Here is a 19653-nt window from a genome sequence, read left to right on the forward strand (position 1 = left end):
GGAAGGTGTGCCGTTCTCCTCGTGGGGACCGATAGACCCGTCCAGTCTCTCACGGGGTCTCTCCCGGCCGGCAAAGCCGTTTTCCCGAGCGCGACGCGGTCTGTGAGAATGGACCGTCACCCCAGCTCGAACCAGTGCAGGAAAGTAAGGACGTGCCGATCGTGGCTCAGAGCACAGAGACCACCGACTGGGTCTCCCGCTTCGCGGACGAGGTCATCGCCGAATCGGAGCGCCGTGCCCCGGGCGCCAAAAAGGTCGTCGTCGCGTCCGGCCTGTCCCCGTCGGGCCCCATCCACCTGGGCAACCTCCGCGAGGTCATGACCCCGCACCTGGTCGCCGACGAGATCCGCCGCCGCGGCCACGAGGTCCGGCACCTGATCTCCTGGGACGACTACGACCGCTACCGCAAGGTCCCGGCCGGTGTCCCCGGCGTCGACGACTCCTGGGCCGAGCACATCGGCAAGCCGCTCACCTCCGTCCCCGCCCCGAAGGGCTCGGCACACCCGAACTGGGCCGAGCACTTCAAGGCCGCGATGATCGAGGCGCTCGGCGAGCTGGGCGTGGAGTTCGACGGCATCAGCCAGACCGCGCAGTACACCTCCGGCGCCTACCGCGACCAGATCCTGCACGCCATGCGGCACCGCGCCGACATCGACGCGATCCTCGACCAGTACCGCACCAGGCCGAAGACCAAGAAGCCCCAGCAGAAGGCCGTGGACGCGGCCGAGCTGGAGGCCGAGGAGGGCTCCGGCGCCGCCGCCGAGGACGACGGCAGCTCCGGCTCCGCCGGGTACTTCCCGTACAAGCCGTACTGCGGCAACTGCGAGAAGGACCTGACGACGGTCACCGCCTACGACGACGACTCGACCGAGCTGACCTACGCCTGCACGGCGTGCGGCTTCTCGGAGACGGTCCGCCTCAGCGAGTTCAACCGCGGCAAGCTGGTCTGGAAGGTCGACTGGCCCATGCGCTGGGCGTACGAGGGCGTCGTCTTCGAGCCGAGCGGGGTGGACCACTCCTCGCCGGGGTCCTCGTTCCAGGTCGGCGGGCAGATCGTCGGCATCTTCGGCGGCGAGCAGCCGATCGGCCCGATGTACGCCTTCGTCGGCATCAGCGGCATGGCCAAGATGTCCTCGTCCAAGGGCGGGGTGCCGACCCCCGGCGACGCGCTGAAGATCATGGAGCCGCAGCTGCTGCGCTGGCTGTACGCCCGCCGCAAGCCCAACCAGTCCTTCAAGATCGCCTTCGACCAGGAGATCCAGCGGCTGTACGACGAGTGGGACCGGCTGGACGCCAAGGTGGCCGACGGCACCGCCCTGCCCGCCGACGTCGCCGCGCACTCCCGCGCGGTGCGCACGGCCGCCGGCGACCTGCCGAGGACGCCGAGGCCGCTGCCGTACCGCACGCTCGCCTCGGTCGCGGACATCACCGCCGGGCACGAGGACCAGGCGCTGCGCATCCTCAGCGAGCTGGACCCGGCCGACCCGCTGGGGTCGCTGGACGAGGCCCGCCCGCGCTACGACAAGGCCGAGGCGTGGATCAACACCCACGTCCCCGCCGACCAGCGCACCATCGTGCGCGAGCGGCCCGACACCGAGCTGCTGGCCTCCCTCGACGAGGCGTCCGCGCGGTCGGTGCGGCTGCTGCTCGACGGGCTCGCCGACCACTGGTCGCTGGACGGGCTGACCCACCTGGTCTACGGCGTGCCCAAGGTCCAGGCCGGCTTCCCCGCCGACGCCACGCCCAAGGACCTCCCGCCGGAGATCAAGACCGCCCAGCGCACCTTCTTCGCCCTGCTCTACCGCCTCCTCGTCGGCCGCGACACCGGTCCCCGGCTGCCGACGCTGCTGCTGGCGGTGGGGCAGGAGAGGGTGCGGACCCTGCTCGGGGCGTAGCGCTTCCCGCACGGTGAGGGGGTGCCCGGTGAGTGCCGGGTGCCCCCTTCGTGTTGTCCGGGGCGGGGTGGGGGTGAGGGCGGCCGGGGGTGGTGACGGGGGAGGCAGGGGCGGCGACAGGGGCGGCAGGGGGTGGTGACAGCGGGGTGGTGACGGGGGCGGCCGGGGGATGGTGACGGGGGCGGTACAGCCTGCTGTACCCGGAGTCGGGGCGTGCGCGGCAGTGATCGGGGAGCTTGGCGCTGGTGTGCTGGAGGCATCGCGAGGGCGGTGCCGGAAGGCCGCCCAGCCGCCGCCGGGCCGCCGCCCGGCCTTCTCCGAAGGGACAACCCCGGTGACGCTCACCAGCCTCCCCCAGCAAGCCCCGGCACCACGCCCCTCCGCCATCCGCCGCCGACCGCTCACCTGGTTCTTCGCGCTGGCCCTGGGGCTGAGCTGGCTGGCCTGGACGCCGTACATCCTCTCCGGCAACGGGCTCGGCCTGTGGCACTGGACCTTCCCCGGCGGCGCGCTCGGCAGCCAGCTGCTCGGCGTCCTGCCCGGCGCCTACCTCGGCCCGATCGGCTCGGCGCTGCTGGTCACCGCCCGCACGGAGGGACGCGCCGGACTGCGGGCGTGGCGGGTCCGGATGACCAAGCTCAGGGTGAGCTGGTCCTGGTTCCTGGTCGTGGCGCTCTCGGTGCCGGCCGCGCTGACGGTCACCACCGTCGCGCTGACCGGGCAGAGCCCGGTGCCGCCGTCGGCCGCCGTGCTCGCCGCGTACGTCCCCGGACTGCTCCTGCAGATGGTCACCACGGGGCTGGCCGAGGAGCCGGGGTGGCGGGAGTTCGCGATGCCGCACATGCAGCGCCGCTTCGGCCCGCTGGTCGCCACCCTGGTGGTGGGGGTGGTGTGGGGCGCCTGGCACCTGCCGCTGTTCCTCACCGAGTGGGGCGGCGGCCCGGACGCCGACCCCGCCCAGGTGCTGGCCTTCATGGGGACGACGCTCGCCTTCAGTACCGTGATGACCTGGGCCTTCAACCGCTCCCGCGAGAGCATGCCGCTGGTGATGCTGCTGCACACCAGCGTGAACAACTTCTTCTCCGTGGCGTGGTCGCAGATGTTCCCGTCGGCGGAGGCGGGGACCACGACCTACGCCTTCCTGCTCGCGTCGGCGCTGGCGGCGGCGGTGATCCTGGCGGCGACCCGGGGGCGGCTGGGCCTGCGCCGGACCGGCGGGCCCGTGACCGGGTGACGCGGCCGGGCGGGAAGGGGAGGATCCTGGGCGCGGTCAGGCGATGTGGTCCTCTTCCAGTTCCGCGTTGTAGCGGTTGGTGAAGCGGTTGACCATGCGCTTGGCCTCCTCCGGGAGGAGGGCCTTGCCGAACTCGGCCTCCACGTTCTCGCCGAACTCCCGCGGCGTCGGATAGCCGCCGCCGGGGACCGACTTGCGGAAGACCTGGTAGTAGTCCTCCTCGTCCGGCTCCCGGACCGGGGTGCCGCCGCCCTCGCCCAGCTCACGGGTACGGCCCGGCGACACCGGTATGGGGAAGCTGCCGGTCTCCTCCGGGGAGGGCTCGACCGGCGGCTCCTCCTCGTACTGGTCCCGGTACTCCTCCGCCTGCTGCTGCTCCTCGTACCACTGGGCGTACTGCTCGGCCGGGTCGTACGTCGGGTCGTAGCCGCCCCGGTACTCGGTCTGGCGCGGGGCATTGAACCACGGGCTGCTCTCGTCCACCACCGGCGGCTGCTGCTCCGGGCCGGGCGCCGAGGCCGGCTGGGGACGCTGTTCCGGGGCGGGCGCCACCTGCGGCTGGTCCCGGGCCTGGTCCTGGTCCTGGGCCTGGTCCTGGCCCTGTGTCTGGGTCCGCGTCCGCGCCGGTATCTGGTGCTGGAGCTGGGGCTGGGGGGTCTGCTGCGGGGGCGCCGGGGGCAGCAGGGCCGGTTCGATGCCCGCCGCCGCCAGGCCCGAGGGGGCCGTCTCCGCCAGCGGGACGCCGTAGCGGGCCAGGCGCAGCGGCATCAGCGACTCGACCGGGGCCTTGCGGCGCCAGGCGCGGCCGAAGCGGGAGCGGAGCCGGGCCTGGTAGACCAGGCGCTCCTGCTCCAGCTTGATGACCTGCTCGTAGGAGCGCAGCTCCCACAGCTTCATCCGGCGCCACAGCAGGAAGGTCGGCAGCGGCGAGAGCAGCCAGCGGGTGAGGCGGACGCCCTCCATGTGCTTGTCGGCGGTGATGTCCGCGATCCGGCCGATGGCGTGCCGGGCGGCCTCGACGGCCACCACGAACAGGACCGGGATCACCGCGTGCATGCCGACGCCCAGCGGGTCCGGCCAGGCCGCCGCGCCGTTGAACGCGATCGTCGCCGCCGTCAGCAGCCACGCCGTCTGGCGCAGCAGCGGGAACGGGATGCGGATCCAGGTCAGCAGCAGGTCCAGGGCGAGCAGGACGCAGATGCCGGCGTCGATGCCGATCGGGAAGACGTAGCTGAACTTCCCGAAGCCCTTCTGCATGGCCAGGTCGAGAACGGCCGCGTACGAGCCGGCGAAACCGATCCCCGCGATGATGACGGCACCGAAGACGACGACCCCGATGAGAACGCGGTGCATCCGTGTCAGCTGAAGTGGCGCGGCCACCCGTACTCCCCTCCCAGTGCCTGCTGTTGCGCGCTACAGAGTGGCACATGTGTGCGGGAGGGCGGGTGGCCGGTGGGGGAAAGTGGCTTTTGCCGGACTGTCAGCTCTTCTTCGAGGAAGACTTCGACGACGACTTCGAGGACGACTTCGACTTCGAGGAGTCGTCGTCGGAGTCGTCGTCCGACGCGCCGGCCGAGGTACTGCCCGAGGGCGAGGCGCTCGCCGAGGCGCCGTTGGCGGCCGACACCGCGGCCACCGCCTCCTTGGCCGCCCGCTTCGCGTCCGTCACCAGCCCCTTGGCGTCCGGGGACTCGTCACCGGCCAGGCCGGCGCCGTTGTAGTCGATGGTGACGACGACGTTCTCGACGCGCGCGACGGCGGTCTGCTGCTTGAAGGTGCCTTCCTCCTTCTTCAGCTCGTACCGCACGATCGCGGCCTCGTCGCCCGCCCCGGCGAACAGGTCGCTCTGCACGCTCTTGGCGCCGTCGGTGTTCTGGGCGTCCTCGACCTGCTTCTCGTAGTAGTCGTGCGCCAGGTCGTCGCCCGCGCCGCGCGTGGTGTCGGACTCGAAGCGCAGCAGCGAGACGTTCAGCCAGCGGAACTGCGAGCCCTTGACGCCGTTGTTGTCCAGGCTGTCCCAGGAGCAGCTGCCGCGCATCGCGACGTCGGAGGAGGAGCCCTCCTTGCCGGACTTCGCCTCCGGCACGAGTTCCTTCAGCGTCTTCTTGGTCAGCACGTCGCACGGCTCCGGCAGCTTCCCGTACGCCGCCGCCCGCACCGTCGGGGAGGGGCTCGCGGTCGCCGACGCGGTGGCCGACGCGCTGTTCCCGCTCGCGGACTCGCCCTCGTCGGAGCCGGAGTCGGAGGAGCAGCCGGCGGCGACCAGCATCACGGGGACGGCGGCTGCGCCGACAAGAACGCGGCTCAGACGCCTCACCTGTCGGTCGTGCTGGTCTCGCTGCACTCGTCGCTGCATGGTTCCTTCACTCATGACACTCGTGTTCTTGGCGTTGGGACGTTCAGGCCCTCGGAACGGTTCTGGTGGGCCACCGTACGCGGTGAGGAAACCGCGCGGTCCTTCTTCGCGGGCTTCACGAACGCGCGCGGCCGGCGCCGAACGGGCGTCAGCCGCTGAGGGAGTCGGCCAGCCGGGAGGCCAGTTTCCGGGCCTTGTCCTGCATTTCCTCGCTGTCGGGGACGACACCGACCAGGGCCGGCTGCTCGGTGTACTCGATGGTGACGATGACGTTCGACGTGCGGAACACCACAGTCACCGTGCGCCGCTGGGCCGTCGAACCCGAGTCGCTCAGCTCGTCGTCGAGGAACGCCTCGTCACCCAGTCCCTCCAGCAGCCGCGGCTGCAGATCGGCGGGGGTGACCTCGGCCGACGCGCCGGACGGGGAGCCGGACCCGGAGGAGGCCGGGGCGGAGGAAGCGGCCGAGGACGGGGCGGAAGGTGACGCGGAGGACGCGCCGGAGGGGGACGCCGTCTGCGACTCCGTCGCGGACTCCGGCGCCGACCGCGTCTCGGTCACGGTCGGTTCGGGCAGGTCCGCGTCCTCCTCCTCGGCCGCGAACAGCTCCTCGGCCTGGCTGTCGTCGCTGACCGCGTTGTCGTAGGAGACCACGCGCTCGAAGTCGACGAGCAGGTGGTCCGTGGCGTTTGACGAGTCGACCTTCCAACGGCAGCCGACCTTGCGGTCGTTGTCGTAGGCGGGCGTCGCCTCGCCCTCGTACGCCTTCGCGCGCTGCTCCCCGTCGGTGAGCTGCCGGATGCCGGGCAGCAGCGAGTCGAGGGACTCCTCGCCGACCGCCGAGCACGGCTCCGGGAGGGTGTGGTACCGGCCGGGCTGGGCGGCGGCCGAGGTGGCGCCGGAGCCGCCCGGGTTGGAATCGTCCGTCGTGCCGCCGTCCGAGCCGCCGGTGCAGCCGGCCAGCAACGCCGCGAGGAGGGCGACGGCGCCGGATACGTACGCCTTCCGCTGCACGGTCGGGCTCCTTACGTCGACGGTGGGGCCGGTGGCGGGTCCTTCAGTGTCCCCGCTGGTTAATCGCTTGCCGCACGGGGGTGGGTCCTGGGGACAATGTGTATCGCACGCGCTGCCGCGGACGCCGGTCCGAGATCCCTTTCGTCAGTACTGGTGACGGTTTTTGCGCTTTCTTCTTTACGTTGTGTTTCCGGGGGAACGAGGACCTCATGTCGTACGTGGAAGTGCCGGGCGCGAAGGTGCCGATCCGGATGTGGGCCGACCCGGCGACGGTCGAGGACGGGGCGATGCGACAGCTCCAGAACGTCGCGACGCTGCCCTGGATCAAGGGTCTGGCCGTGATGCCGGACGTGCACTACGGCAAGGGCGCGACCGTCGGGTCGGTGATCGCCATGCGGGGCGCGGTGTGCCCGGCGGCGGTGGGCGTGGACATCGGCTGCGGGATGTCGGCGGTGAGGACGTCCCTGACGGCGGACGACCTGCCGGGGGACCTGTCCCGGCTGCGGTCGCAGGTCGAGCGGGTGATCCCGGTGGGTCGGGGGGCGCACGACGAGCCGGTGGACCCGAGGCGGCTGCACGGGTTCGCGACGGCCGGCTGGGACGACTTCTGGGGGCGGTTCGACGGGGTGGCGGAGGCGGTCAGGTTCCGTCACGAGCGGGCCGGGAGGCAGATGGGGACGCTCGGCGGGGGGAATCACTTCATCGAGATTTGTGTGGATTCGGCCGGTTCCGTCTGGCTGATGCTGCACTCCGGTTCCCGGAACATCGGCAAGGAGCTGGCCGAGCACCACATCGGCGTGGCCCAGAAGCTGCCGCACAACCAGGGCCTGGTCGACCGCGACCTGGCGGTCTTCGTGGCGGACACGCCGCAGATGGCGGCGTACCGCAACGATCTGTTCTGGGCGCAGGAGTACGCGAAGTACAACCGCTCGATCATGATGGCGCTCCTGAAGGACGTGGTCCGCAAGGAGTTCAAGAAGGCGAAGCCGGCCTTCGAACCGGAGATCAGCGCCCACCACAACTACGTGGCCGAGGAGCGCTACGACGGGATGGACCTGCTCGTCACCCGCAAGGGCGCGATCCGGGCCGGTTCCGGCGAGTACGGGATCATCCCCGGCTCCATGGGGACGGGTTCGTACATCGTCAGGGGCCTCGGCAACGACAAGTCCTTCAACTCCGCCTCCCACGGCGCCGGCCGGCGCATGAGCCGGGGCGCGGCCAAGCGCCGGTTCTCGACCAAGGACCTGGAAGAGCAGACGCGGGGCGTGGAGTGCCGCAAGGACTCCGGCGTCGTGGACGAGATCCCGGGTGCCTACAAGCCGATCGAGCAGGTCATCGACCAGCAGCGGGACCTCGTGGAGGTCGTGGCCAAGCTGAAGCAGGTCGTGTGCGTGAAGGGCTGACCCCGGGAGCCGGGAGCCGGGAGCCGGGAGGCGGGTCACACCTCCCGGTGCACCTTCGTGTTCGACGCCTGGGCGCGGGGGCGGACGATCAGGAGGTCGACGTTGACGTGGGAGGGGCGGGTGACCGCCCAGGTGATGGTGTCGGCGACGTCCTCGGCGGTCAGGGGCTCGGCCACGCCCTCGTAGACCTTGGCGGCCTTCTCGGCGTCGCCGGAGAAGCGGGTCAGGGCGAACTCGTCGGTCTTGACCATGCCGGGCGCGATCTCGATGACGCGGACCGGGCGGCCGACGATCTCCAGGCGGAGGGTCTCGGCGAGGACGTGCGCGCCGTGCTTGGCGGCGACGTAGCCCGCGCCGCCCTCGTAGGTGGCGTGGCCGGCGGTGGAGGAGACGACCACGACCGTGCCGTCGCCGCTCGCCTCCAGCTTGGGGAGCAGGGCCTGGGTGAGGTTGAGGGTGCCGATGACGTTCGTCTCGTACATGCGGCGCCAGTCCTCCGGGTCGCCGGTGGCGACCGGGTCGGCGCCCAGCGCGCCGCCCGCGTTGTTCACCAGGACGCCGATGGTCCTGAACGCCGACGCGAACTCGTCGACGGCCGCGCGGTCGGTGACGTCGAGGGGGTAGGCGGTCGCCGAGTGGCCGGCCGCGGTGATCTCCTCGGCCAGGGCCTCGATGCGGTCCTTGCGGCGGGCGGTGAGGACGACGCGGTGGCCGGCCGCCGCGAGCTGCCGCGCCGTGGCGGCGCCGATGCCGGAACTGGCGCCGGTGACGATCGCGATGCGGGACGCTGTCGCGGGCTGGGGGGTGGTCATGCGGGGCTCCTTAGCGGCGACGGGGTGTTGCAAGAATAGGCGGGGTGGTCCGGCAGGTGCCGGTCGCGGGTGCGTCGGGGCCGGTCGCGTAGTTCCCCGCGCCCCTGAGGGGTTGCCCGTACCGGCGTCGGCGGGTGCCCCTCAGTCTCCCCTGGGGGCGTACATGATCAGCGCCATGCCCGCCAGGCAGACCAGGGCGCCCGCGATGTCCCAGCGGTCCGGGCGGTAGCCGTCCGCCACCACGCCCCACAGGAGGGAACCGGCGACGAAGATCCCGCCGTACGCGGCGAGGACGCGGCCGAAGTGGGCGTCGGGCTGGAAGGTGGCGACGAAGCCGTAGGCGCCCAGCGCGAGGACGCCGCCCGTCGCCCACAGCCAGCCGCGGTGTTCCCGTACGCCCTGCCAGACCAGCCAGGCGCCGCCGATCTCGAACAGCGCGGCGAGGACGAAGAGGGCGGTGGAGCGGGCGATCAGCATGCGGGCAGCTTCGCACCCCCGCGGCCCCGTGGCGGAATACCGTCGGCCGGGCCGTCGTTCAGCGGTATAGTTGAATGGTCAACAACCTGGAGGTCGATCGACCATGCAGTTCGGCATCTTCACCGTCGGTGACGTCACGCCCGACCCGACCACGGGCCGTACGCCGACCGAGCGGGAGCGCATCAAGGCCATGGTCGCCATCGCGCTGAAGGCCGAGGAGGTCGGCCTCGACGTCTTCGCGACCGGTGAGCACCACAACCCGCCCTTCGTGCCGTCGTCGCCGACGACCATGCTCGGCTACATCGCGGCCCGCACCGAGCGGCTGATCCTCTCCACGTCCACCACGCTGATCACCACCAACGACCCGGTGAAGATCGCCGAGGACTTCGCGATGCTCCAGCACCTGGCCGACGGGCGCGTGGACCTGATGATGGGCCGCGGCAACACCGGCCCGGTCTACCCCTGGTTCGGCAAGGACATCCGCGAGGGCATCAACCTCGCCATCGAGAACTACGCCCTGCTGCACCGCCTGTGGCGCGAGGACGTGGTGACCTGGAAGGGCAAGTTCCGCACGCCGCTCCAGCAGTTCACGTCCACGCCCCGCCCGCTGGACGGCGTACCGCCGTTCGTCTGGCACGGCTCGATCCGCTCCCCGGAGATCGCCGAGCAGGCCGCGTACTACGGCGACGGCTTCTTCCACAACAACATCTTCTGGCCGGCCGACCACACCAAACGCATGATCGAGCTGTACCGCACCCGCTACGCCCACTACGGGCACGGCACCCCCGAGCAGGCGATCGTCGGGCTCGGCGGGCAGGTGTTCATGCGGAGGAACAGCCAGGACGCGGTACGCGAGTTCCGCCCCTACTTCGACGTCGCCCCGGTGTACGGGCACGGGCCGTCGCTGGAGGAGTTCACCGAGCAGACCCCGCTGACCGTCGGCTCCCCGCAGCAGGTCATCGAGAAGACCCTCGCCTTCCGCGAGTACGCCGGTGACTACCAGCGCCAGCTGTTCCTGATGGACCACGCCGGACTGCCGCTGAAGACCGTCCTGGAGCAGCTCGACCTGCTCGGGGAAGAGGTCGTACCGGTGCTGCGCGAGGAGTTCGCCAAGGACCGGCCGGCCGGTGTGCCCGACGCGCCGACCCACAGCTCGCTGCTCGCCACCACCAGGGAAAGGGTGACCTCGGAATGAAGCTCGTCGTCGTCTCCGCGGGGCTGGGCGTCCCGTCCTCCACCCGGCTGCTGGGCGACCGGCTGGCCGCCGCCGTCGCCGGCCACGCCCCGGCCGACGTGGCGGTGACCGAGCTGCGCGACCTCGCCGTGCCGATCGCGCACACCTTCACCAGCGGGTTCCCGGAAGGGGAGCTGGCGGCGGCCTTCGAGGCGGTGGCGGGGGCAAACGGGCTGGTCGTGGTCACGCCGGTGTTCTCCGCCTCGTACAGCGGGCTGTTCAAGTCCTTCTTCGACGCGCTGAGCGTCAGCGCGCCCGACGCCCTCGCCGGCAAGCCGGTGCTGATCGCCGCGACCGGCGGCACCGCCCGGCACTCCCTCGTCCTCGACCACGCCCTGCGCCCGCTCTTCGCCCACCTCAAGGCGGTCGTCGTCCCGACCGGCGTGTACGCCGCCGCCGAGGACTGGGGCGCCGAGGGCCTGGACGGGCGGATCGCGCGGGCGGGGCGGGAGCTGGCGGCGCTGATGACGGGGCTGTCCGGGGCGGTGCCGGCGCCGCGGCGGGACTCGTTCGAGGAGGTCACGCCCTTCGAGGAGCGGCTGGCCGCGCTGCGGGAGCCGTAGGAGCGGGCGGTGCGACGCCGGTGAGAAGCGCGGCACCGGGGCCCGTGCCCCGGTGCGCCGCCCGCCGGCTTGGCAGACTGGACCCGTGTTCCAGACAGCCCAGCCGGCCCCCGCCGCCCCGACGCCCCCGACGCTCCTGCTCGCCGAGGACGACCGCGCCATCCGCAACGCCCTGGAGCGCGCCCTCACCCTGGAGGGCTACCGGGTCCTCGCGGTCGCCGGCGGCGCCGAGGCGCTGGCCGCGGCCCGCCGCGAGCGGCCCGACGTGCTGGTCCTGGACGTGATGATGCCCGGCGTCGACGGCCTCCAGGTCTGCCGGACGCTGCGCGCCGAGGGCGATCCGACGCCGATCCTGATGCTGACGGCGCTGGTGGAGACCGCCGACCGGATCGCGGGACTGGACGCGGGCGCCGACGACTACGTGGTCAAGCCGTTCGACGTCGAGGAGGTCTTCGCCCGGCTGCGCGCCCTGCTGCGGCGTACCGGCGCAGGGACGACCGGTGCCGGGACCGGGACCGGGACCGGGACTGGCGGGGGCGCGGGCGCCGTGGGCGACGTGGCGAGGTCCGATCCCGGCCGCCTGGAGGCCGTGGGGCTGCGCATGGACCCGCAGGCCCGTCGCGCCTGGCGCGGGGAGCGGGAGCTGGAGCTGACCCGGACCGAGTTCGAGCTGCTGGAACTGCTGGTCCGCAACGCCGGAGTCGTCCTCGACCACGCCACCATCTACGACCGCATCTGGGGCTACGACTTCGGCCCCGGCTCGAAGAACCTCGCCGTCTACGTCGGCTACCTGCGCCGCAAGCTGGACGAGCCGGGCGCGCCGCAGCTGATCCAGACCGTGCGCGGCGTGGGTTACGTGCTGCGGGAGGGCTGATCCGTGGCGCAGGACGACCGACCGTGGCCGGCGACCGGCCGGCGGCCCCGGCTGACGTCGCTGCGGACCACGTTCGCGGTGTCGTTCGCGACGGTCACGGCCGTGGTCACGGTGCTGGTCGGGGTGGTGTCGTACAACGCCGCCGCCCGGCTGGTCCGGGTCGACCAGGAGACCGTCTTCGGCCAGATCGTGCAGGACCTGCGGGACGAGGTCCGGCAGCAGCGGATGACACCGGAGGACTTCTCTTCGGCCGCGCCCGGTCACGACATCGTCCGCCCGGCCCGCACGGACGTGCAGGTGCTGGGGCCGGACGGCGCGGTCACCGACGCGTCCCGGCCCCGGCTGCCGGTGACCGGGACGGACCGGGAGACGGCGGGGGCGCGGGCGGCCGGGCGGATGGTGCAGCACGAGGACATCGACGTCGGCGACGACGTGTACCGGATCGCGACGGTGGCGCTGGGCGGCGGCCGGGGCGCGGTGCAGGTGGCGCAGGAGTTCAGCGACACCGAGGACCTGCTGCGGGTGCTGCAACGGCAGTCGCTGATCCTGATGGCGGCGGTGGTGACCGCGGCCGGGCTGTTCGGCTGGTGGCTGGCCCGGCGCATCACCTGGCGGCTGGTGGCGCTGACCTCCGCCGCCGAGGACGTCGCCCGCACCCGGCGGCTCGGCGCCCAGGTGGTGCCGGTCAGCGGACTGGACGAGGTGGGGCGCCTGGGCCGCGCCTTCGACCGGATGCTGGGGCGGCTCGCCCAGTCGGAGGAGGACCAGCGGCGGCTGGTGCAGGACGCCGGGCACGAGCTGCGGACCCCGCTGACCTCCCTGCGGACCAACATCTCGCTGCTGCGGCGGATCGACGAGCTGCCGCCCGGGGCACGCGAGGACCTGGTCGCGGACCTGGGGCAGGAGGCCCGGGAGCTGACCGACCTGGTCAACGAGCTGGTCGACCTGGCGGCCGGCCAGCTGGACGCCGAGCCGCCGCAACAGGTCGACGTGGCGGAGATCGCGTACGAGGCCGCCGCCCTGGCCCGGCGCCGCTTCGGGCGCGAGATCACCGTGCGGACCTGCGGGGACACCCGTACGGAGGGGCGGCCGGCCATGCTGACGCGGGCGCTGTCCAACCTGGTCGAGAACGCCGCCAAGTTCGACCCGGACGGCGTCGCCCCCATCGAGGTCGCCGTCGCGGGACCCGCGCGGCCCGGCACCCTGCGCGTCGAGGTCCTGGACCGGGGGCCCGGCATCGCCGACGACGACCTGACCCGCGTCTTCGACCGCTTCTACCGCGCCCCCGACGCCCGCTCCCGCCCCGGCTCCGGCCTCGGCCTGTCGATCGTGCGGGAGGTGGCCCTGGCGCACGGCGGGGCGCCGTTCGCGTACCGGCGGGAGGGGGGCGGGACGGTGATCGGGTTCACCGTGGGGAGCTGACCGCGTCCTCCTCGGAGAGGGTGTCCGGGTCGGACAGGTCCAGGACGAAGCGGTGGCGCACGTCGCCCCGGCGCGGGCGGTCGTGGGACTCGTTCACCCGGGCCGGGGGAGGGGCTCGACGCCGCCGGTGACGCCGTGCGTCGCGCGGAACTCCAGCAGCTCCGCGGACCGGCCGGTCCGGTCCGCCGCGATCGCCGGGGACCCTTCGGAGGGACACGAGCGGCGTCGCGCCCTGCCCGGGAGCGCGTGCGGCGCGCGGGGACGGCCGGGTGAAACGGGGAGGCGGGCGGGACGGACGGCCGGGAGCGGGGCGGCACGCTGTTCGCGGGCACCGCTGTTCGGCGAGGTCGCCGGGGTGGACCTGGACTCCGGGACGGCCTAGGAGGCCGGACGCGGGGACGCCCGGCCGGGGGTGAGCGGGGCGGCGCGTGAACGTCCCGAGTCACGCGGACAGTTCGGCCCGCGCCCGCCGGCGCGGTCTTCGCCCGGTCCTTCCCCTGGACGGACCGCGACCGGGTGGCGGCGACCGTACGCCCTTCCGGTCTTCCAAGGACCGGCCGGACCGGGCACGGCTCGGTGAACCGTCCAGGAGCGGGGGCCGTAGGGGGGAGCAGGTACGCCGCCCCTGAAGGAGACCTCCATGCCGGAAAACCGTCCTGGGACGGGCTTGGTCAGGAACCGCAAGGATCTGAGCCTGCACGAGACCGATGACGCGTACGCGACCGTGTTGCGGCGCTACGCGACGGACCGACTGCCCGGCAAGGGCGTCCCCGACCACGTGGACGGGATAGCGGAACCGTTCTACGTCTGGAGCCTGTTCCACACCCTCAAGTACAAGGGGTTGGCGCATGAGCCGAGTGCGGCGCTGTGGGAGGCGCTGGCGGATCACGGGATGGAGCCCTACCAGGACGACGACACGAGGTACAGGATTCCGGGGGGTCCCAACGCACGCCCGAGGCACCCCGATTCCGTGTACGCGGAAGCGCTGAACCGGCGGAACGTGGGTGACCTGCCCGGCCCGCACGCCGCGCCGGACAGAGTGCCCGAGGTGAAGAATCCCGTCTTCCTCGGCATCTTCCTGGACTCCGCCCGACGTGATGGGCGGAGGAACCGGCCGGATCCCGTATTGGAGAGGGCGGTCTGGAGACACAACCTGCATTTCGAGCAGAACCCCGGCACGGGGAAGTGGATGCTACGGGATGGGGGCCCGGAGCCGTCCGATGCCGCATCCGTGCTCCTGTCCCACAACCGGAACCAAGGCGCCCTGGCCGGCGGGAACGTGACGTTTCTTCCGCCCGAGGACATGTCCGCCGGTGTGTGGCGGGAGCGGGATCCGCTGCAGAGGGCCGCCATCGACGTCTACGCCGAATACCGGCGGGCGCTGCCCGACCTGCCGGAGCAGCCCCCGCCGGGACTGAGCATCGCGTTGGATCCGCAGGTGGTGGCACCGGGATCGGGCCGCGAGGTCATCGTGACCGCCATCGAGCACCCGGGCCCGTGGTCGTCCGAACAGCGCCTCTGGGAGGGGCTCAAGCTCCTCGTCGATCCCGGCTTGGTGGTGACCGACGGGGTGAGCGACGCGCTCGTGCGGGAGGGCTTCCACGAAGTGGAGGTGGGCATGGCCGAAGCTGCACAGAAGACGTACTGGGACAACGGGTTCGCCACCCTCGCCGCCGACCCGGCCGTCCCGCCGCTCCCCTACGACATGCCCGGCCTGGCCGCGGCCCCGAGCGACCCCGGCGTCACGCAGGGGCAGCCCGCACCCCACGCCCAGGAACCGAGGAACTCGTTCGTCCACTACGTTCACGCCACCACCCAGGACCCCACCACCCGGAACCTCCCCACCCAGGACCCCACCACCGCCTGGAACCGCCCATCGAACAGAGCCGACCCGTCCCGCCCCTCCCACCCCGTGACGTACCAGAGCGGGAGTTCACAGCAAGGGGGACTCCGCCGCTGAACGAGGCGAGCTGTTCACCGCGCTTCGGCGTGCGGGGGCGGGCCCGGCGCGGTGTTCCCGTCCGTCAGCGGGCCCGGCTGTCAGCGGCCCCGGTCGTCAAGGGGCCCCGGCCGTCACGTGTCGCGGTCGTCGCCGGTCCGTCCGCGGCGGGAACCGGCGTACGCGGCGTCGCGGAGGTTCCGCAGCCGCCCGGTGGGGTGCAGGGCGGTCAGGTGGTGGGCGTACGGGTCGTAGGACACGGTCCGGGCGGCCGGAGCGGGGCGCACGGCCTCCAGGGTCAGGGTGGCGAAGGTGCGCCAGGGCTCGTCCGGGGCGGCCGCCCGCAGCGCGAACCGGACGGGCCGGCGGGCGAGTTCCTGCCACAGCGTCGGCCGCACGTCCTCTCGGCACAGGCCGGGGCCGTGCACCGGGAAGGCCGCCAGCACGCGCTCCCGGTCACCCACCCGGTACGACAGCAGGGTCGAGTACGGCCCCTTCAGGGCGTCGGGCCGCAGGAGGGGCAGGTGGCGGCCGAACCGGCCGGGGCGGCTGGACGTGAACAGCAGGTCGAGGGTGCTGCCCGGCCCGTCGGCGTCCTCGACGCGGACGGCCAGTCCCAGGCCGTCCGGCAGTCCCCGGGGCAGGCCCAGCGCCCGCGACCAGCGCACCGTCACCGGGTAGGAGCCGGGCCGGTCCAGCCACGGCACGCCCCACCCGGCGCCCGCAGGGGCGGTGACGGTCAGCGTCCCCGCGCACAGCACCCCGTGGGGATGCAGGGCGGGCGCCGACCGCCACCGGGCCAGGCGCCGGGCGAGTCCGTGGGCGATCCGACTGACGATCATGTGGTTCTTCATGGCCGGGGGCGGATGACGGCGCGTACGCAGCCGTCGGTCTTTTCCTTGAACATGTCGTACGCCTCGGGTGCCTGGTCGAGCGAGAGGGTGTGGGTCGCCAGGTGCGCCGTCTCGATCTCACCCGCGGCCAGCCGGTCCAGGAGCATCGGGATGTAGCGCTGCCCGTGCATCTGCGCGCCGCGCACGGTGAGCCCCTTGTTGATCACGGCGCCCAGGGGGAACTTGTCGACGGCTCCCGCGAAGACGCCCAGGATGAAGACGGTGCCCCCCTTGCGGCAGGCGTGGATGGCCTGGCGTACGGCGGTGGGCCGGTCGGTCTGGAGACGGAGCTGCTGCTTGGCCTGGTCGTACAGGTGCATCGGGCCGTCGCCGTGCGCCTCCATGCCGACGGCCTCGATGCACACGTCCGGGCCGCGTCCGCCGGTGCGTTCGCGCAGTTCCGCGGCGACGTCCGTGGCGGTGTAGTCGAGGGTCTCGGCGCCGGTGTACCGCTCGGTCATGGCCAGCCGCTCGGGGATGCGGTCGATGGCGATGACCCGCTCGGCGCCCTTGAGGAAGGCGGCCCGGGCGGCCATCTGCCCCACGGCGCCGCAGCCCCAGACGGCGACCACGTCACCGGGCTTCACCCCGGCCAGGTCGGCGCCCATCCACCCGGTGGGCACGGAGTCGGAGACGAACAGGGCGCTGGTGTCGTCGACGCCCTCGGGGACCTTGAAGGCGCCGTAGTCGGCGAAGGGGACGCGGACGTACTCGGCGTGGCTGCCGCGCAGTCCGCCCATGGCGTGCGAGTAGCCGAAGATACCGGCGGTCTCGTAGCCGAAGAGGGCCTGTCCGATACCGGGGTTGGTGTTGGTGTTGTCGCACAGGGACCACAGGTCGTTGGCGCAGTACCAGCAGCGCCCGCAGCCGACGAAGGAGCAGACGACGACCCGGTCGCCGACCTCGTGCCCGCGCACGGCGGAGCCGGTCTCCACGACCTCCCCGACGAACTCGTGGCCGATCACGTCCCCGGCGCGCATCGCCGGGATGTAACCGCCGATGAGGTGCAGGTCGGAGCCGCAGGTGGTGCCCGCGATCAGCCGCACGATGACGTCCTGGTCGTTGCGCAGCTCCGGATCGGGGACCCGCTCGACGGACAGCTTGTTCACGCCTTCCCAGCACAGCGCCCTCACAGCACTCCCTCCCCACCGGAGCGACGGGTGAACACCTCGACCAGCTTGCCGCCCGGCGTGGGGCGGCTCGTCGGCGGCGCGTCGGGCCGCAGCACCTCACCCGCCTCCAACAGGGACTTGGCGTCGCGCAGGGCACGCCGCAGCTCCTGACGCGGGTCCCGCCCGGCCAGCCGCGCGGGCACGGAGGTGGAGGCGGCGGGCACGGGCTCCTTGAACCGCGCGGCCAGTTCCGTACCGCGGTCGCCCGGTGCCGGCCGGATCTGTACGTCGATCCGTTCCGCGAGGTCGTCCAGGGGCGGCGGCGGCTTCCCCTCGGAGCCCACCTCCGCGGGCGCCCGGTTGACCGTCACGGTGAGCCAGCGCTCGCCCGCCCGCTCCCCGTCCCGGCCCGCCGACCGGGACCGCCGCACGGCGACCGCGCCCGCGGCCGCGACGGGAACCGCCCACCACAGTTTCCTCATGGACATGCCCTCCGTTCCCGGTGTCCCGGTGGCCACCGTCATGCGCCGGGTTACCGCGGTCATCCACGTGAAACGGCGACGGCTGGGGGCATTGGGGAGCGGGCGGCGGGGCGCCGCGTCGGTCCGGGCCCGCCCGGCCTCCGGAGCGTGCCGCCGGCGCGCTCCGCGCGTCGGCGCGATGAGCCGGACCCGGACGGACGACGCCCGCCCCCAGGACCTCCGCGGCGAGGCGGTGACGCGATCCGGGGCCGGGGTGCCGGGGCGCCCGAGTGCCGGGTGCTGAGGCGCCGGGGTGTCGGGGTGCCGGGTACTGAGGCGCCGGGGTGCCGGGGTGTCGGGGTGCCGGGTGCTGAGGCGCCGGGGTGCCGGGGTGCCGGTGCGCCGGAGTGCTGAGGTGCCGGTGCGCCGGCGACAGGTGAGTCACACGGCGCTGGGTACCCGCAGCGGCATGATGAAGCGCGCGCTGTGGCAGGGACTGCTGGCCGGCACGGCCGGGGTGCTGGTGATGACGCTCGGCGAGAAGGCGGAGCAGCGGCTGACCGGCCGCCCCGACTCCCACGTACCCGCCCGGACCCTGGAACGCCTGACCGGCATGCGCGAGCATCCCGGCCGTCAGCCCGTCGCGGTGAACCTGGCCATGCACGTGGGGCAGGGCGCCCTCCTCGGCGTCCTCAGGTCGGTGATGTCGCACGCCGGGCTGCGCGGGCCCTGGTCGTCGGCGAAGTTCACCGTCGTACGGATCACCAGTGACCAGATCCTGGAGAACGCCACCGGCGTCGGTGCCCCGCCGCAGACCTGGCCGCGCCGCGAACTGGTCGTCGACCTGCTCCACAAGACGGTGTACGCCTTCGCCACCGGCGCCGTCGCCGACGCCCTGGCCGCCCGCTCGGGCCCCGGCCCCGGCCAACGGCACGCCGCCGCGCGCCCGGGCCGGCACACCGACGTGGGCCCCCTGCCCCGGGAGCGGTGACCGGCCGTACCGCGGCACACGACTGGGTTCCGCCGTTCGCTGCACGGGCCCGCCCAGGGCACATCAGCGCCCCTGACTGAACCAACGCGCTCTGTGTGCGCCCCGGGCACCTGACGGCCCGTCCCCGGCGCGGAAAAGGGCGAGGCCCACAGAAAGACCCCGCCTGGTCGCTGAAAACCCCGGCTCAGGGCCACACCAGGCAGTACGCCTGGTGTCCCGCCTCGTGCAGCCGGTGGCTGAAGTCCTGCCACTCGTGCAGCAGTCGGTACACGTTGAACGCGTCCCGCGGCCCGCCCCGGTCCGGGACCGTCGACCAGATGAAGGCCGCCGCGCCGACCGCCTCCTCACCTATGCCGCGCAGGGGGTCGACGACGGTCATCGGGAGCTTCACGACGGCGTAGTCGGGGTGGAGGACGACGAGTTCGAGCGGGGGGACCCGGTGGAGGGGGACGCCCTCGATGCCGGTGAGGACCATGGCCGCCATGGTCTCCGGCTTGATCTTGGTGAACATGCCGTTCATGCCGAGTTCGTCGCCGCCGAGTTCCTCGGGGCGCATGGAGATCGGGACGCGGGCCGCGGTCGCGCCGTCGGGCGCACCGAAGTATTTGTACGTCACCCCCACCCGACCACCATTCCTGCTCCCGGTCCTGAGCCGGTCGACCCCGCGGTCGAGCCGCTCGGGCTCATTCGGTCCAGCGTGTGCCTGACGTGCCTCGGTCGCTTCCTCCGCCTCGCGTCGGTGCCTGCCCCGCCGGGCGCGTCGAGGACCCAGGTCGTCGGTCCCCTCGCCCAGTCCGCCACCGCGATGCATATCTCCACCCGACTGCTTTTCTAGGACGCGTGGCCTCAGCCGCGCAACCCGATCATCGTGTCAGTGACCTCCCCCACGGCCGCCCGCCGAAACGTGCGGTGAGACATCCTGTCCGCACGCCCCTGTGAACTGGGTGTATCCGCTGTATCCGGCTCACGGCCTGT

Annotated in this window: 18 protein-coding genes; 9 read left to right on the top strand and 9 right to left on the bottom strand. The window is 72.8% G+C overall.

The genetic code is table 11. The features are described 5' to 3' along the window. Positions 1–152 precede the first annotated feature (152 nt). Positions 153–1895, top strand: a complete 1743-nt coding sequence (gene lysS / locus ACY1JF_RS00215; protein ID WP_462702893.1) for a lysine--tRNA ligase — start codon at positions 153–155, stop codon at positions 1893–1895. Positions 1896–2229: 334 nt separating this feature from the next. After that, positions 2230–3129 (top strand): CPBP family intramembrane glutamic endopeptidase, encoded by a 900-nt coding sequence (locus tag ACY1JF_RS00220; RefSeq protein ID WP_462702894.1) that lies wholly within the window; start codon positions 2230–2232, stop codon positions 3127–3129. A gap of 36 nt (positions 3130–3165) precedes the next feature. Here ACY1JF_RS00220 and ACY1JF_RS00225 read toward each other — a convergent pair whose 3' ends face one another. From ACY1JF_RS00225 to ACY1JF_RS00235, 3 genes are all read right to left on the bottom strand, one after another. After that, positions 3166–4509, bottom strand: a complete 1344-nt coding sequence (locus tag ACY1JF_RS00225) for a DUF2637 domain-containing protein (protein WP_462702895.1) — start codon at positions 4507–4509, stop codon at positions 3166–3168. A 100-nt stretch (positions 4510–4609) separates the two neighbouring features. Then, positions 4610–5500: a DUF3558 family protein gene (locus ACY1JF_RS00230; RefSeq protein WP_462702896.1), complete on the bottom strand. Its 891-nt coding sequence runs from the start codon at positions 5498–5500 to the stop codon at positions 4610–4612. Positions 5501–5633: 133 nt separating this feature from the next. Beyond that, a complete protein-coding gene (locus ACY1JF_RS00235; protein WP_462702897.1) occupies positions 5634–6497 on the bottom strand; it encodes a DUF3558 domain-containing protein in 864 nt (287 codons plus the stop codon). Positions 6498–6706: 209 nt separating this feature from the next. On the opposite strand from ACY1JF_RS00235, the gene ACY1JF_RS00240 reads away from it, so the two are divergent. Further along, complete coding sequence (locus ACY1JF_RS00240) at positions 6707–7900, top strand: RtcB family protein (RefSeq protein ID WP_462702898.1); 1194 nt, start codon at positions 6707–6709, stop codon at positions 7898–7900. Positions 7901–7935: 35 nt separating this feature from the next. Here the strand turns inward: ACY1JF_RS00240 and ACY1JF_RS00245 are convergent, their stop codons facing one another. Both ACY1JF_RS00245 and ACY1JF_RS00250 read right to left on the bottom strand, forming a co-directional pair. Beyond that, entirely contained in the window at positions 7936–8712 is a 777-nt protein-coding gene (locus ACY1JF_RS00245; protein ID WP_462702899.1) for an SDR family NAD(P)-dependent oxidoreductase, read from the bottom strand. Positions 8713–8853: 141 nt separating this feature from the next. Next, positions 8854–9189, bottom strand: a complete 336-nt coding sequence (locus ACY1JF_RS00250) for a YnfA family protein (protein ID WP_462702900.1) — start codon at positions 9187–9189, stop codon at positions 8854–8856. A gap of 103 nt (positions 9190–9292) precedes the next feature. Here ACY1JF_RS00250 and ACY1JF_RS00255 point away from each other — a divergent pair, with 103 nt between their 5' ends. From ACY1JF_RS00255 to ACY1JF_RS00275, 5 genes are all read left to right on the top strand, one after another. Further along, positions 9293–10384 carry an LLM class flavin-dependent oxidoreductase gene (locus ACY1JF_RS00255; protein WP_462702901.1) on the top strand — a complete coding sequence of 364 codons (1092 nt, stop codon included), beginning with the start codon at positions 9293–9295 and terminating at the stop codon, positions 10382–10384. After that, positions 10381–10986 (top strand): CE1759 family FMN reductase, encoded by a 606-nt coding sequence (locus tag ACY1JF_RS00260; protein WP_462702902.1) that lies wholly within the window; start codon positions 10381–10383, stop codon positions 10984–10986. Before ACY1JF_RS00255 ends, ACY1JF_RS00260 begins: the two co-directional genes overlap by 4 nt. Positions 10987–11071: 85 nt before the next feature. Continuing rightward, positions 11072–11860 carry a response regulator transcription factor gene (locus ACY1JF_RS00265; RefSeq protein ID WP_462702903.1) on the top strand — a complete coding sequence of 263 codons (789 nt, stop codon included), beginning with the start codon at positions 11072–11074 and terminating at the stop codon, positions 11858–11860. A 3-nt stretch (positions 11861–11863) separates the two neighbouring features. Next, positions 11864–13282 (top strand): sensor histidine kinase, encoded by a 1419-nt coding sequence (locus ACY1JF_RS00270; RefSeq protein WP_462702904.1) that lies wholly within the window; start codon positions 11864–11866, stop codon positions 13280–13282. 640 nt (positions 13283–13922) lie between these two features. After that, positions 13923–15242 carry a hypothetical protein gene (locus ACY1JF_RS00275; protein WP_462702905.1) on the top strand — a complete coding sequence of 440 codons (1320 nt, stop codon included), beginning with the start codon at positions 13923–13925 and terminating at the stop codon, positions 15240–15242. Between the two features lie 113 nt (positions 15243–15355). On the opposite strand, the gene ACY1JF_RS00280 is transcribed toward ACY1JF_RS00275, so the two are convergent. The 3 genes from ACY1JF_RS00280 to ACY1JF_RS00290 are packed head-to-tail and all read right to left on the bottom strand — an operon-like array spanning position 15356 to position 17714. Next, complete coding sequence (locus tag ACY1JF_RS00280; protein ID WP_462702906.1) at positions 15356–16063, bottom strand: catalase family protein; 708 nt, start codon at positions 16061–16063, stop codon at positions 15356–15358. Between the two features lie 8 nt (positions 16064–16071). Then, positions 16072–17223, bottom strand: coding sequence for a zinc-dependent alcohol dehydrogenase (locus ACY1JF_RS00285; RefSeq protein WP_462702907.1), 1152 nt, complete (start codon positions 17221–17223; stop codon positions 16072–16074). Positions 17224–17243: 20 nt separating this feature from the next. Continuing rightward, on the bottom strand, positions 17244–17714 hold the full coding sequence (locus ACY1JF_RS00290; protein WP_462702908.1) for a hypothetical protein: 471 nt from the start codon (positions 17712–17714) through the stop codon (positions 17244–17246). A 442-nt stretch (positions 17715–18156) separates the two neighbouring features. Between ACY1JF_RS00290 and ACY1JF_RS00295 the strand changes: the two genes are divergently transcribed. Next, positions 18157–18678, top strand: coding sequence for a hypothetical protein (locus ACY1JF_RS00295; protein ID WP_462702909.1), 522 nt, complete (start codon positions 18157–18159; stop codon positions 18676–18678). A 184-nt stretch (positions 18679–18862) separates the two neighbouring features. On the opposite strand, the gene ACY1JF_RS00300 is transcribed toward ACY1JF_RS00295, so the two are convergent. Continuing rightward, on the bottom strand, positions 18863–19489 hold the full coding sequence (locus ACY1JF_RS00300) for a hypothetical protein (protein ID WP_462702910.1): 627 nt from the start codon (positions 19487–19489) through the stop codon (positions 18863–18865). Between the last annotated feature and the right edge of the window lie 164 nt (positions 19490–19653).

Source organism: Streptomyces sp. SYSU D01066-1, assembly GCF_054956795.1.

What these genes read in the sequence shown, in the direction of transcription:
- ACY1JF_RS00230 (WP_462702896.1), bottom strand. Translation starts at nt 5,500, where the DNA reads ATGAGTGAAGGAACCATGCAGCGACGAGTGCAGCGAGACCAGCACGAC.
- ACY1JF_RS00240 (WP_462702898.1), top strand. Translation starts at nt 6,707, where the DNA reads ATGTCGTACGTGGAAGTGCCGGGCGCGAAGGTGCCGATCCGGATGTGG.
- ACY1JF_RS00245 (WP_462702899.1), bottom strand. Translation starts at nt 8,712, where the DNA reads ATGACCACCCCCCAGCCCGCGACAGCGTCCCGCATCGCGATCGTCACC.
- ACY1JF_RS00250 (WP_462702900.1), bottom strand. Translation starts at nt 9,189, where the DNA reads ATGCTGATCGCCCGCTCCACCGCCCTCTTCGTCCTCGCCGCGCTGTTC.
- ACY1JF_RS00255 (WP_462702901.1), top strand. Translation starts at nt 9,293, where the DNA reads ATGCAGTTCGGCATCTTCACCGTCGGTGACGTCACGCCCGACCCGACC.
- ACY1JF_RS00260 (WP_462702902.1), top strand. Translation starts at nt 10,381, where the DNA reads ATGAAGCTCGTCGTCGTCTCCGCGGGGCTGGGCGTCCCGTCCTCCACC.
- ACY1JF_RS00275 (WP_462702905.1), top strand. Translation starts at nt 13,923, where the DNA reads ATGCCGGAAAACCGTCCTGGGACGGGCTTGGTCAGGAACCGCAAGGAT.
- ACY1JF_RS00280 (WP_462702906.1), bottom strand. Translation starts at nt 16,063, where the DNA reads ATGATCGTCAGTCGGATCGCCCACGGACTCGCCCGGCGCCTGGCCCGG.
- ACY1JF_RS00290 (WP_462702908.1), bottom strand. Translation starts at nt 17,714, where the DNA reads ATGTCCATGAGGAAACTGTGGTGGGCGGTTCCCGTCGCGGCCGCGGGC.
- ACY1JF_RS00295 (WP_462702909.1), top strand. Translation starts at nt 18,157, where the DNA reads ATGATGAAGCGCGCGCTGTGGCAGGGACTGCTGGCCGGCACGGCCGGG.
- ACY1JF_RS00300 (WP_462702910.1), bottom strand. Translation starts at nt 19,489, where the DNA reads ATGCATCGCGGTGGCGGACTGGGCGAGGGGACCGACGACCTGGGTCCT.